The sequence below is a fragment of the Lysinibacillus sp. FSL W8-0992 genome (genome assembly GCF_038008685.1).
Classification (GTDB): domain Bacteria; phylum Bacillota; class Bacilli; order Bacillales_A; family Planococcaceae; genus Lysinibacillus.
Window position 1 is genome coordinate 2996352 of record NZ_JBBOZQ010000001.1, and the last position, 13417, is coordinate 3009768.

Annotated in this window: 15 protein-coding genes and 1 riboswitch; of the genes, 14 read left to right on the forward strand and 1 reads right to left on the reverse strand. The window is 38.3% G+C overall.

Annotated features, from left to right (window positions below; translation table 11 throughout):
- The first annotated feature begins 43 nt into the window (after nt 1–43).
- From NSQ74_RS15140 to NSQ74_RS15205, 14 genes are all read left to right on the forward strand, one after another.
- Nucleotides 44–1291, forward strand: coding sequence for a methyl-accepting chemotaxis protein (locus tag NSQ74_RS15140; RefSeq protein WP_340824371.1), 1248 nt, complete (start codon nt 44–46; stop codon nt 1289–1291).
- A gap of 445 nt (nt 1292–1736) precedes the next feature.
- Nucleotides 1737–2039, forward strand: coding sequence for an urease subunit gamma (ureA, locus tag NSQ74_RS15145; RefSeq protein ID WP_340824373.1), 303 nt, complete (start codon nt 1737–1739; stop codon nt 2037–2039).
- Between the two features lie 14 nt (nt 2040–2053).
- The gene (locus NSQ74_RS15150) at nt 2054–2422 is read left to right on the forward strand and encodes an urease subunit beta (RefSeq protein WP_340826475.1); all 369 of its coding nucleotides are present in this window, start codon (nt 2054–2056) and stop codon (nt 2420–2422) included.
- On the forward strand, nt 2419–4134 hold the full coding sequence (gene ureC, locus NSQ74_RS15155; RefSeq protein WP_340824374.1) for an urease subunit alpha: 1716 nt from the start codon (nt 2419–2421) through the stop codon (nt 4132–4134). Before NSQ74_RS15150 ends, ureC begins: the two co-directional genes overlap by 4 nt.
- Nucleotides 4135–4202: 68 nt before the next feature.
- Nucleotides 4203–4649 carry an urease accessory protein UreE gene (locus NSQ74_RS15160; protein ID WP_340824375.1) on the forward strand — a complete coding sequence of 149 codons (447 nt, stop codon included), beginning with the start codon at nt 4203–4205 and terminating at the stop codon, nt 4647–4649.
- Complete coding sequence (locus tag NSQ74_RS15165) at nt 4591–5331, forward strand: urease accessory protein UreF (RefSeq protein WP_340824377.1); 741 nt, start codon at nt 4591–4593, stop codon at nt 5329–5331. The genes NSQ74_RS15160 and NSQ74_RS15165 overlap by 59 nt, the downstream gene beginning before the upstream one ends.
- 17 nt (nt 5332–5348) lie before the next feature.
- Nucleotides 5349–5978, forward strand: coding sequence for an urease accessory protein UreG (gene ureG, locus NSQ74_RS15170; protein WP_340824379.1), 630 nt, complete (start codon nt 5349–5351; stop codon nt 5976–5978).
- The gene (locus NSQ74_RS15175) at nt 5971–6777 is read left to right on the forward strand and encodes an urease accessory protein UreD (protein WP_340824380.1); all 807 of its coding nucleotides are present in this window, start codon (nt 5971–5973) and stop codon (nt 6775–6777) included. Before ureG ends, NSQ74_RS15175 begins: the two co-directional genes overlap by 8 nt.
- Nucleotides 6778–6806: 29 nt before the next feature.
- Nucleotides 6807–8393, forward strand: a complete 1587-nt coding sequence (locus NSQ74_RS15180; protein ID WP_340824381.1) for an ABC transporter substrate-binding protein — start codon at nt 6807–6809, stop codon at nt 8391–8393.
- The gene (locus NSQ74_RS15185) at nt 8383–9351 is read left to right on the forward strand and encodes an ABC transporter permease (RefSeq protein ID WP_340824382.1); all 969 of its coding nucleotides are present in this window, start codon (nt 8383–8385) and stop codon (nt 9349–9351) included. The genes NSQ74_RS15180 and NSQ74_RS15185 overlap by 11 nt, the downstream gene beginning before the upstream one ends.
- Complete coding sequence (locus NSQ74_RS15190; protein WP_340824383.1) at nt 9348–10160, forward strand: ABC transporter permease; 813 nt, start codon at nt 9348–9350, stop codon at nt 10158–10160. Before NSQ74_RS15185 ends, NSQ74_RS15190 begins: the two co-directional genes overlap by 4 nt.
- Nucleotides 10153–10902: an ABC transporter ATP-binding protein gene (locus NSQ74_RS15195; protein ID WP_340824384.1), complete on the forward strand. Its 750-nt coding sequence runs from the start codon at nt 10153–10155 to the stop codon at nt 10900–10902. The genes NSQ74_RS15190 and NSQ74_RS15195 overlap by 8 nt, the downstream gene beginning before the upstream one ends.
- 12 nt (nt 10903–10914) lie before the next feature.
- Nucleotides 10915–11640, forward strand: a complete 726-nt coding sequence (locus NSQ74_RS15200) for an ABC transporter ATP-binding protein (protein ID WP_340824386.1) — start codon at nt 10915–10917, stop codon at nt 11638–11640.
- 180 nt (nt 11641–11820) lie between these two features.
- Nucleotides 11821–12004: riboswitch (cobalamin riboswitch) on the forward strand.
- A gap of 261 nt (nt 12005–12265) precedes the next feature.
- Nucleotides 12266–13039 carry a hypothetical protein gene (locus NSQ74_RS15205; protein ID WP_340824388.1) on the forward strand — a complete coding sequence of 258 codons (774 nt, stop codon included), beginning with the start codon at nt 12266–12268 and terminating at the stop codon, nt 13037–13039.
- 48 nt (nt 13040–13087) lie between these two features.
- Here the strand turns inward: NSQ74_RS15205 and NSQ74_RS15210 are convergent, their stop codons facing one another.
- A complete protein-coding gene (locus NSQ74_RS15210; protein WP_340824389.1) occupies nt 13088–13336 on the reverse strand; it encodes a hypothetical protein in 249 nt (82 codons plus the stop codon).
- Nucleotides 13337–13417 lie beyond the last annotated feature (81 nt).

A 13417-nucleotide genomic window follows, 5' to 3' on the forward strand; every position in this document is an offset into this window, starting at 1 on the left:
TAATAATGGTATTATAGTAATATTATAGTTGGGGGAATTTAGTATGAGTTTGCGAAGAAAAAGTATTATCGGTTTTTCTGTTTTAAATTTAATTATGATTGTTGTTTTAATTATTGATTTGGCAAATTTAACATCATTAGCTTGGCTTTCTACAATTTTAACAATCGTTGGTATCTCGATTACTTTGTCTTATATGTTCTATGTCAAATATAAAGTAATTCTACCGATTAACCAATTGTCAAATGCTGCGAAAGCGATTACAGCAGGGGAATTTGATACTATTACAATTGCCACACATGATAATAGTGAGATATCAGAGTTAGCTAAAGCCTTTCTGGAGATGAAAGAACAACTTCATACTATGACGCAAACAATTGCGAACAGCTCGACAGATTTATCTGCAAGCATAGAGGAACTTTCAGCAAGTACAAATGAAATTACGATAGCTGTAAAAGAGGTTGACCATCAAATGGAGAAAACGTCAACTGGACTAAAACAAGCTGCACAATCTGCTAATGAAAGTGCTATTGCCATGCAACAAACGGTGGACGGAATTGAACATATTACAACTGCAACACAAGGTGTTTACGACCATGCTAAAGAAGCGAATGATATAGCAGGAAACGGAGCAGAAATATTGCATGTAGCAAAAAAACAGATGGAATTTATTTCATCTTCTACAGATAAAACGAGTGGATTAATGCAACAATTAACAAATAAAATGACAGATATTAAAGCCATGACAGAAATGATTACAACGATTACCGATCAAACGAATTTACTTGCATTGAATGCTGCGATAGAAGCTGCACGTGCTGGTGAGCATGGTAAAGGCTTTGCTGTAGTTGCAGAGGAAGTTCGTCATTTAGCAGAGCAATCCAAACATTCTGCTACGCAAATTGTTGACCTAGTAGTTGGCATTGAAAGTGATACGAAGCAAGTAGCAGTAGCTGTTGAGGAAGATTTAAAAAATGTCCAACAAGGTGTTTATGTTATTGATGAGGCGACAAAATCGTTTGGTAACATTTCCAATCATGTGAGCCAAATGACTAATCAACTCGAAGATATTTCGACTACTGCAAAACATTTGTCGGGAAGTGCAAATGAGGTAGCCACATTAGTAACCAATATTGCGGGTGGCATGGATAGATTATCTAACTATACGGAAGCTGTGTTACAATCTATGGATGAGCAAACGGCCTCTATGCAAGCAGTCAATCAAGTTTCTCAGGAGTTAACGATTCAGGCTGATGACTTGCAAAAGGTGACAAATCGTTTTCAAGTAATTTAACTTTAACAAGAGGGATATATACTGACAGTAAATGCTTCTTTAAAATAAAATAATAATTTTTTTAATATAATTTTTTAATGTTTCTATATACGAACATAGTAGGCTATTTCGCAAAAGTAATTTATTTTTGTGAAATAGTCTCTTTTTTTTACTTTTTATTCAGAAAACTTGTAAGTTCACAGACAAATAAAAATGTTGAATTTTTTAATATAGTTTCTTATAATGGACTAACTGTTACCTCTTCTAACACACTTCAACTATTGCAACCCGCATTCGCCGGGTCAACAAGTCATTTCTATAACCTTCGCAAATCCCAGCGAAATCATAAATTATATGAAAAAACAAACTGTATGTAAAACTAAATTGTAAGAAAATTGAAAGACTGAATTATATCGAGAATCATTATAGAAAGATAATTCTGAATTTTGGAAAGAGAGAGATTGGATTGAAGCTATCACAAGTAGAACAAGAAAAACTACTCCTCCATGTGGCAGGAGAACTTGCGCTGAAAAGAAAAGCGCGTGGGTTAAAACTGAATTATCCAGAGGCTGTAGCACTTATTAGTAGTTTTATTATGGAAGGTGCTAGAGATGGAAAAACAGTTGCACAATTAATGAGTGAAGCGAAACATGTTCTAACTGCAGAGGATGTTATGGAAGGTGTGGGTGACATGATTTCCGATGTGCAAGTAGAGTGTACATTCCCAGACGGAACAAAGCTTGTTACCGTACACCGTCCAATTCAGTAAAGGAGGAATTGATGATGATTCCTGGAGAAATCAGACCAAAAAATGATGTTATCGAAATAAATGTAGGAAGAGCAACAAAAAAAGTACTTGTTTCGAATACGGGAGACCGTCCGATACAAGTTGGCTCCCATTTTCATTTTATTGAAGTCAATAGATTTCTAGAGTTTAACCGAGAAGATGCGATTGGAATGCATCTTCATATTCCATCAGGCACAGCAGTTCGATTTGAACCTGGGGAAGAAAAAGAAGTGGAGCTTGTTGAGTTCGGGGGCAAACAGCATGTTTTTGGATTGAACAAGCTAACGGAAGGCTCTACTCATCATAAGGATGAAATATTAGATAAGGCAATTGAAGGTGGCTTTAAAGGAGCGGAAGAAAAATGAAGGTAACACATGAAGCTTACGCGAAAATGTTTGGTCCAACAGTAGGAGATAAGGTTCGGCTGGCCGATACAGATTTATGGATTGAAATCGAGAAGGATTATACAACGTACGGGGATGAAGGCGTATTTGGTGGTGGTAAATCATTGCGTGTCTCTATGGGACAAAACGGAAAGAATACGCGAAATGAAGGAGTGCTGGACACCGTAATAACGAACGTCATTATCATTGATTATATGGGTATTGTGAAAGCGGATATCGGTATAAAAGATGGGCGTATTATTGGTATTGGCAAAGCAGGCAATCCGAACAGTATGGACGGCGTCGACCAAGATATGATTATTGGCGTTGGCACAGAGGTTTATGCAGGTGAAGGTCTTATCGCTACGGCTGGGGCTATCGACACGCATATTCATTTCATTAGTCCAGATCAAGTGGAAACAGCATTATTAGCGGGGACAACAACCTTTATTGGTGGAGGTACAGGGCCTGCAGCTGGTTCTAAGGCGACAAGCTTAACTGCTGGTGAATGGCATCTACATCGCATGCTACAAGCTGTAGAAGGTTTTCCAATAAACGTTGGATTACTTGGCAAAGGTAGTGCATCTGATCCTGAACCAATTATTGAGCAAGTTCGTGCTGGGGCAATTGGTATGAAAATACATGAGGACTGGGGTGCAACACCCGCAGCACTTGATCAAAGTTTAACAGTTGCTGATGAGTATGATATTCAGGTGGCGTTACATTCAGATACATTAAATGAAGCTGGGTTCGTAGAAGATACGATTAATGCTATTGATGGTCGTGTAATTCACATTTTCCATACGGAAGGTGCAGGTGGTGGACATGCACCAGACCAATTAGTAATGGCATCATTACCTAATATATTGCCAGCATCTACTAATCCAACAAAACCGTTTACAACGAATACGATTGATGAGCATTTAGATATGTTAATGGTCTGTCATCATTTGAAGCATGATGTACCAGAAGACGTGGCGTTTGCCGATTCTCGAATTCGTCCAGAAACGATTGCTGCAGAAGATATTATGCAAGATTTAGGGATTTTAAGTATTATGTCATCCGATTCACAAGCGATGGGTCGTGTTGGTGAAGTGACAATACGAACGTTCCAAACGGCAGACAAAATGAAGAAACAGCGTGGTGCTTTACCGCAAGATGAAGGGAAAGATCACGATAATTACCGCGTCAAGCGCTATATGGCTAAGCTCAATATTAACCCAGCAATAGCACATGGAATTAGCCATGAAGTAGGCTCACTAGAAGAAGGCAAGCTAGCGGACATCGTACTTTGGGATCCAGCGTTCTTTGGCGTCAAAGCGGAAGTTGTTATAAAAAGTGGTATTGCAGTTTACGGTATTACTGGTGATCCAAACGCATCAATTCCTACACCGCAGCCTATGAAAGGACGTCGGACGTTTGGCTTTTATGGACAAGGCCCTCAAAATTGTGGCATGACATTTTTACCAAACATTGCAGTAGAGGAAGGGTTACCGGAAAAATTAGGTTTAAAACGTATGATAGGGACAGTGAAAAATTGCCGAAATATTAGTAAGGCTGATATGAAGCTTAATAGTGCTACACCGAAAATTGATGTTAATCCTGAAACATACGAAGTGAAAATTGATGGTGAATTAGCTACATGTGAGCCAGTTGATGTTTTGCCAATGGCACAACGATATTTCTTATTTTAAGAAAAAATAGAGAGTGTGTAACAGTAACAGAGGTACAGTCAAAAAATCGATAAAGAGGTGCAACATAGATGTTAATTGAAAAAATTATCGGCAATATTGCGAATGAAGAAGAACATTCACATAAAACAACAGAGTGGATAGAGCTTGAGTGGGAAGAATTAAGCAAACGTATCCTTCGAACAGAGACAGATAAAGGCACGGATATTGCTTTACGTTTAGAAGGAGACGAGCCATTACAATATGGTGACTTATTATTTGAGGATGATAGCCGTCGCATTGCGATTCGTACAAAACTCGAACCAGTTATCGTCATTTCACCGAAAGATATGTATGAGATGGGGAAATCTGCATTTGAATTAGGCAATCGCCATACACCTTGCTTAATTGAACATAATGAAATTATCGTACGAGCTGATCATACGATTAACCCATTATTAGATGAAATAGGAGTGAACTATGAAACGACAGAACGACGTTTTAAACAACCATTCAAATACCGCGGACACGCTCACTGATTTTTCGTTATTGCGCCTATTACAAATCCATGATTCTGCATTTCCAATAGGCTCTTATACGCATTCATATGGGATGGAAACGTATATTCAGGAAGATGTTATTCGCACAAAGGAACAATTAATAGATTATTGTAAATCGTATTTATTTTATAATTTAGTGAATGGTGACGCCTTAATTATTCAGGATGCGTTCCATGCAGCAAAAGTAAGAGATTGTGCTCGCCTTACAGAGTTAGACGAACTTTGCGGGGCTATCAAGCTAGCAAAAGAATCGAGAGATGCTAGTCTCAATGTTGGCAAGCAATTTATCCGAACAGTGGCACCTTTGATGGACAGCCCTTTATTAATGCAATGGCAAGAAAAGATAGCCAAAGAAGAAGTGCAAGGCCATTACGCAGTACTTTATGCGATTTATAGTGAAGCACTTGGTGTAGATGTCTATCATGCAGTGATGACTTATATGTATGCATCCATTAGCGGATTAGTACAAAATGCTGTTCGCGCTGTGCCGTTCGGTCAAAATACAGGTGTACAAGCATTAAATAAACTTCTTGTCTTTATAGAGGAAGCTTCGGAAAAGGTCATGACCTTAACGATAGATGACCTCTCTAATAATGCTTTAGGTATTGAACTAGCATCGATGAAACATGAATTTTTATTTTCAAGATTATTTATTTCATAGAAAGAGAGTGGATATAAATGACGCCAATTCGAATTGGTATAGGAGGCCCAGTTGGTTCTGGGAAAACATCTTTAGTAGATCAATTAACACGTGCAATGCATGAAAAATACAATGTGGCAGTAATCACAAATGATATTTATACAAGAGAGGATGCCCAGTATTTAATTACAAATGGTGTTCTAGAAGAGAATCGTATTATCGGAGTAGAAACAGGTGGATGCCCGCATACAGCTATTCGTGAGGATGCATCGATGAACTTCTCTGCCATTGATGACTTAAACAAACGCTTTGAAGATTTAGATATTATTTTCATTGAAAGTGGTGGGGATAATTTATCGGCTACATTTAGCCCAGAACTTGTTCATGGCTATATTTACGTAATTGATGTGGCTGAAGGACAGGATATACCTCGTAAAGGTGGACCTGCATTAACACGTTCGGATCTACTGCTAATCAACAAAACGTCACTGGCACCGCATGTTGGTGTAGACCTAGAGATCATGGACCAGGATGTGAAAAAAATGCGTGCTGGACGTCCATATATTTTTGCAGACGTTCGTTCACAAACAAATGTCGACAAGGTTGTTGAATGGATTCAGCATCACATGTTACTTGAAGGCGCCGAAGCAGCTGACGTGAATGCTTAATCAAGGAAAAGTAAATCATTATGGCAAATTAGAGATGGCATTTGAGCCAAGAAGGGGCTATACACGACTTGTTCATGTATACCAGCAGCCGCCATTGAAGGCAAGCCGTGAATTGTATGCTGACAATAAGCCAACTGCCACAGTTTTTATCATGGAATCATCTGGTGGCATGGTAGCTGGTGATCGAAATGAAATCTCTGTAAAGCTTGCACCAGATAGTCAAGTAAAATTAAAACAACAATCCGCTCTAAAAATTTATCCTTCTCACAATGGTGAACGATGCACACAGGAAATTACGGTGGAAATTGCAGAAGGGGCAAGATTAGAATGGCTACCTGAGGTGACCATTCCTTTTGAACGAGCGAGATTTCAAGTGGATACAACGATTCGCATGGCAAAAAGCTCTACATTAATATGGGGTGAAATTATTGCACCAGGTCGAGAAATGCGAGGAGAAATCTTTGACTATCAATCCTTCCAATCCAAATACAAAATATTTGTTGAGGAAGCTCTAATTGCATTTGATTCATTCCATTTTAAACCTCAGGAAATGAACCTATCTACGATTGGTCTGTTAGAGAGGGCATATTATATCGGTTCGTTATGGATTGTATCTCCACAAGTTGAGAATCTCAATATTCGAGAATTACAGGAAATGATCCAACGGGAGAGTTCCATTCAGGCAAGTGTTACAAAACTAACAGATCATGCAATCCATTGTAGATGGCTTTCAAAAGAGCAGCGAACACTCCACAAAGAAATCAATCGCATGTTTGAACATGTGGCAACAATACTTTAAATTTCTGTGGTGATGAAGGAGATAGAGAATTGAAAAAGTTTTCAGTATTTATTTTATTATTCATACTTAGTCTTGCTGGCTGTAGTAATGAGTCTAGTCAAGGCGAGGAAAAACAGCCATCCGCTGCTTCCTCTTCAAAAGCAAATGAGCTTATTTATGCATCTGAATCCGAATTTGCAGGGTTAAATCCAATTTTAGAGGAAACGAATTTAGATGCATTACTTTTTAGAGGTCTTATGCGTTTTGATGAACATAATGTACCAGTATATGATATTGCCAAAAGCGTTGACATATCGGATGACCTGTTAACTTATACGATCATGATTCGTGATGATGTGACATTTCATGATGGGCAAGTGTTAACAGTAGATGATGTAATGTTTACTATTAACAGTATTCTTGATGATGCGAATGGGTCTTATTTAAAGTCAGATTTTATCCATGTTAAAGCGATGCAAAAAGTAAATGACACAACGATGACAATCGAATTGGATGAACCATTTACGCCGATGTTAGATAAGTTAACAGTGCCAATTTTGCCGAAGCATGTCTTTGAAGGTCAAGAGATGAGAACGGCTACGTTTAACCAAGAACCTATTGGAGCTGGACCTTATATGGTAGAGCAATGGGATAAAGGGACAAGCTTAACGCTTAAAGCATATCCATCTTTCTTCGGAACAAAAGCATCCATTGAAAAAGTCATTTTTAAATTTATTCCGGATAGTAATGTTCGTGCATTACAACTAAAATCGGGTGAGGTAGATATTGCCTTACTTGATCCGAATCAGGTTGAAGAACTTTCAAAAGTAGAGCAGTTAAAAATGTATGAAGTTGAATCAGCAGATTATCGTGGCGTGTTATTTAATATGAAGTATCCACTTTGGAAGGATGTCAATGTTCGAAAAGCGATAAGCTACGGTACAGATCGAGCTGGCATCGTCAAAGGTATTTTACATGGTTATGGTACAGAAGCGTATTCTCCGCTACAAAAGCATGCCTATGTAAACGAAAATATTGAACATTATACTTTTGATGTTGAAAAAGCAAATGAATTATTAGAAAAATCAGGCTGGATATTAGCAGATGATGGATTCCGCTATAAGGACGGTAACAAGCTCGCCTTTACTATTACTGCACCGATTACAGATACAGTTCGTGTCAATATGGCCAATTATGTCGCGCAAGGCTATAAAGAAATAGGAGCAGATGTAGAAGTAGCAGCACTTGATTGGAGCAATATCGTTATTGAAGATACACAAGCGTTTATGGTTGGTTGGGGAAGTCCATATGATGCCGACCACCATACGTACAGTTTATTCTATTCTGGCGAATCTAGCGTAACAAGTGCTGGCTACAATTATGGTAGCTATGCAAATGCAAAAGTAGATGCTTTGCTAGAAGAAGGAAGAACAACTGTCGATCCTGAAAAACGCAAGGAAGTCTATAAGGCATTACAAGAGGAGCTAGCAGAAGATCCACCGTTCGCTTATTTTGCCTATGTTGATGCTGTTTATGGCATTAATAAAAATATTAGTGGTGTTAAAGAGCGTATTTTAGGTCATCACGGCGCCGGCTTCTTATGGAATGTCGAGGAGTGGAAATGGAATGATCGCTAAGTGGATCGGGAAGCGAGTGATAATGGGGACAATTGTCCTCATTATCGTGAGCTTCCTCTCTTTTTTCATTATGCATGCTGCACCTGGCAATCCGGCGGCGGCTTATTATGGAGGCAATGCTCAAACATTAACAGTAGCTGAGCAAGAACGAATTGAAAAAGCGTTTGGTTTAGATAGGCCAATTCTTCTTCAATATGGCACTTGGCTAGGTGAAGCGGTAAAAGGGAATTTAGGCTATTCTGCAAAAGAAGGTAGACCAGTAATAACGATTTTATTAGAGCGTTTACCTAACACATTACAGCTGGTGGCACTCACGTTATTCATCGTTATAATTGTCTCTACTTGGCTAGGATTACGGGCAGGAATGAAAGAAGGTTCTTTATTGGATCGAGGATTATCCATCTTTAGTATTGCAAGTTCTGCGATTCCTCCATTTTGGCTAGGTATTGTCTGTATTATAATATTTTCGCTACAGCTTGGTTGGTTTCCTTCTTCAGGTATGAATGATGTGCGTGGCAATGGAGGTTGGCTTGATCGTTTAAACCATATTGTGCTCCCTTTAATCGTTTTAGTAATTTCTCATGTGGGCATATTCGCACGTTTTTTACAGGATAGTGTTAAGGCAGAGAATCGTAGTTATTATGTCCAAGTTGCGCGTGCAAATGGAGTACCAGACCGACAAATAAGAAACCTCATACTACGGAATTCTGTTATTCCGTATATCAATTATATTGGTGTGACGATTCCTTCATTCTTTGGTGGTTCCATAGTAGTAGAAACACTCTTTGGCTGGTCCGGTTTAGGATCACTGCTAGTGAAATCAGTGATGGTAAAGGATTTCCCAGTACTTATGGGAGCCATTCTGATTATTGGTGTTGTGGTGGTCATTTGCTTATTTGTAATCGACGTTTTAATGATTTGCATCAACCCTAGATTGAGAAGAGGGAAAATAGTATGAGTAAACGACGGAAGATGCCACTATTTTGGCTTGCACTTCTTTGCATAATTTTAGGAACAACCATCTTCTCCTCACTGTTGGCACCTTTTGAACCAAATGCAATGGATATGAATCAGATTTATGAAGCACCTAATCTTACACATTTACTCGGTACAGATCAGCTAGGCAGAGATGTTTTATCACGAATACTTGTGGGGGGAAAAGTGACACTTTTCATCGCCATTGTGTCAGTCGTAATTTCTAGCATTGTAGGCATTATTTACGGTGGTATAAGCGGTTTTGTTGGTGGTGCCGTCGATGTAATAATGATGCGCATTTTGGAGGCATTTTTAACGATTCCATCCTTGGTCATTGTGCTTGCCCTGCAAGCAATTATGCAAGGAAGTGTTTGGCGAATGGCCATGATTATCGGATTCACAGGCTGGTTTGTCACAGCTCGAATCGTGCGCTCAGAGTTTATTCGTTTAAAGGAAATGGAATTTGTTCAAATGGCTAAAATGTTCCGTACCCCATTGTGGAAAATATTATTTAGTCATTTATTACGTAATAGTTTGCCAGCCATCTTTGTCGTGACGATATTTAATTTTGCGGGTGCGATTTTTACCGAAGTGTCTTTAAGCTTTTTAGGCATTGGTGTGCCACCAGCCATCCCGTCATGGGGAACGATGCTGTACACAGCGCAAAATGATTTACTCGTTGGTGCTTGGTGGATCGGCCTTTTTCCTGGGTTTATGATTTTTGTGACGATATTATGTGTGCAAGCAATCGGGAGCACTTTCAAACAAGGGGGAGAACGATCACATGTTTAAAATCGACAATTTAACTGTTCGAGTGAACGATAAAAATCTCATCCACAATATCTCGTTAACTGTGCCAAAAGGCCAAATTACAGCAGTTATTGGTGAAAGTGGGAGTGGGAAAAGCACAACCGTATCAGCTATTTTAGGAATGCTCCCGCCACAAGCTGAGACGACAGGGGCAGTGTACTTTAATGGGAAAAATATAATGGCGATGTCAAAAAAAGATAGGTTACTGTTACGGACAAAGCATATCTTTACTATTTTTCAAGATGCTACAAATAGCTTTTCTCCTACCCAAAAAATGAAACAACAATTGTATATGTTTACTGCCTTACGAATGGGCGAGGAGAAAGAGATGTTTCTGCCAAAAATGACCGCTATCTTAAAGGAATTAAATTTGACCGAAGATGTATTAGATTGCTATCCATTTGAGTTGTCAGGGGGTATGCTGCAACGTTGTATGCTTGCCTGTGCATTGTATAATAAGCCAGACATTTTGATAGCTGATGAACCAACTTCTGCACTAGATATGTTGCATCAACAACACTTTATTACATTACTAAAAAATCTACATGCTCAACTGGGAACAACTATTATATTGATTACCCATGATTTAGGGGTTGCAGTTTCACTAGCGGATACGATTGTTGTGATGAAAAATGGAGAGATTGTCGAGAAGGGGCAAGCGACAGAAATTTTTGAGCAACCAAAACATCCGTATACAAAACGGCTTGTCACAAATCATTTTTAGGAGGCGTTTTAGTTGCTTCGGGTAGAAAACGTAAATAAAAGCTATCGAACAGGACAGCAAGTGTTAGCAAATATAAACCTTACTGTAGGAGAAGGCGAAATCGTCGGACTTGTAGGAGAAAGTGGAAGCGGTAAAAGTACTTTAGCCAAAGTCATTATGCAGCTAGAATCACCTGATAAAGGGACCGTAAATTTTCAAAATCAACAAATCACAAGGAACAATCGGAAGTCCTTTTATGAAAAGTGCCAAATTATATTCCAAAATGCTAGTAATGCTTTAAACCCTATGTGGACGGTTAAGGAACTATTAAGGGAGCCATTGCAGCACCAAAAATTCGTGACGGACACCTATTTACAAACGATGCTTGAGAAGGTCAAGTTATCAAACGATGTATTACAATCTCTGCCCTCTGAACTTAGTGGTGGGGAGAAGCAAAGAGTAAATTTATTACGCTCTATTCTAGTTGAACCAAAATTAATAGTATGTGATGAAATTGTTTCTAGCCTAGATCGTCTAATTCAGCGGGAAATTATCGATTTATTAATTACGTTAAATAAAGAAAGAAACATGGCTATTTTATTTATTTCTCATGATTTAAAAGCAGTTTCATATTTAAGTGAACGGATTTATGTAATGAAAGCTGGCGAAATTGTCGATGAACAGTACAAGGAACAAGGTGCATTTAATTTCACCGATAACTATGCTCAAAAGCTATTTCAAGCGATGGAAAGTGAATAATATTTGAAAATAATTAGCTTTGATCTGGATGGAAAAATATCTTTTTTACGAATGTACTCAAAACTATATTAATCTGTATGTCCAAATAGATACCTTGTACTGTTCATTGACATTGAAATTCCATTACTTTACAATGTGATTTAATAGTATACTAGTGATACTATACATTTTATTACAACTGAATAGCGTGTAGTAATAGGTGTAAATTGCGTGCAATTTACTGAAAAGGGAAGTCGGTGCAAGTCCGACACTGTCCCGCAACTGTAAATGTGAGCGTCTTTTCAAATACCACTGTCAAATGATGGGAAGGTGAAAAGAAGCAATGACCATAAGTCAGGAGACCTGCCTGTTACAAGTACACACCAATAACCTACGAGGAATAGGAGGTGGCATGTTGACAAAACAGAATGTTCTGTTCGTCACAGTACGTCAAACGATAAAAACCAAAGGATATAAAGGGATACGGCATCGAGCCAAATCTCTCCCATTGGTGCAATGTTTGATGTTGCTGGATGAATGATAATGATTAGCCGGATGACGGATTTCCTCTTATTTAGCAGGAAATCCGTCTTTTTATGTGATCTAAACATTTGTTTTGAAAATATGTACGAAAAGAGGTGCACGTATGACGAAAATTCATGTTTGTACAACACAGGAAAAGCAATATGGAGATATGAAGATTTGTAAACTGCCGCGCATTGAAGTTGCCAAGCAGCCAAAAACGAGAATGGTCATTGAAGCACTTGTTGATCAGTTTTTAGCAACAGGACTTATTCGGAACGAACGTTTATTTAATCAAATTTTCTATAACAAAGGCATCATTTGGATTCAAAATGAGGTATATGAAGGGTGCCTTTTTGCTAAAGCAAGTGTAGCGGATGAGCTGAAAACAAAAAAGAATGCCTTTATGATGTACATGCCAACAAATCCAATCGTATATGAGGTAAATGGTGAGCCGTATCATTTAATAACACGTATTGATTCGATTCGAGCTAAACCAAATTTAGATAGGCTTGATTTAGAGCCAAAGCCCATCTTAAGTGCTGCAAGAGTCAATGATTTACTATGCTCGATGGTTATGCGTTTCTATCACACCTATTTAGAAGAGTTGTCGTTAGTCGTTCATGCAAATCAAGATAGTAATAAAATAGTACACTTAATAAAGTATGTAGAGTACGAATACGCTCAATTTCTTCAAAGTGTGAAAGAATTAAATGACTATCATTTAAATTGGCATCCAAGAGGCAATGGTCATCAATTATTGCTCCAATTAATTGAGCAATTACAAATTTTAAAGAGTAAACCAGGTTCGGTTCTTGTTGATTTTTCGAATAGTAATGGTTACGTAATTGTGGAATCAGCGAATAACTTTGTTGCGAAAGCGAAAAAAGCTTTATAGGATTAATATAAAAGGCATCGAGATGTTCTCGATGCCTTTTGTCATTTTTTATGGATAATTTTTGAAATCGCTATAAAAACTGGCTGAATCGCCGATAAAAGTCGCTGAATCGCCGATAAAACCTTTAAAATCGCCGATAAAAGTCGCTGAATCGCCAATAAAACCATTCAAATCGCCGATAAAAGTCGCTAAATCGCCGATAAAACCATTCAAATCGCCAATAAAAGTCGCTGAATCGCCGATAAAACCATTCAAATCGCCGATAAAAGTCGCTGAATCGCCGATAAAACCATTCAAATCGCCAATAAAACTTGCTAAATAACCGATAAACCATCCCCAATCGCTGTTATGCTTTCGAAAATGCGGTTTCTCGGATAA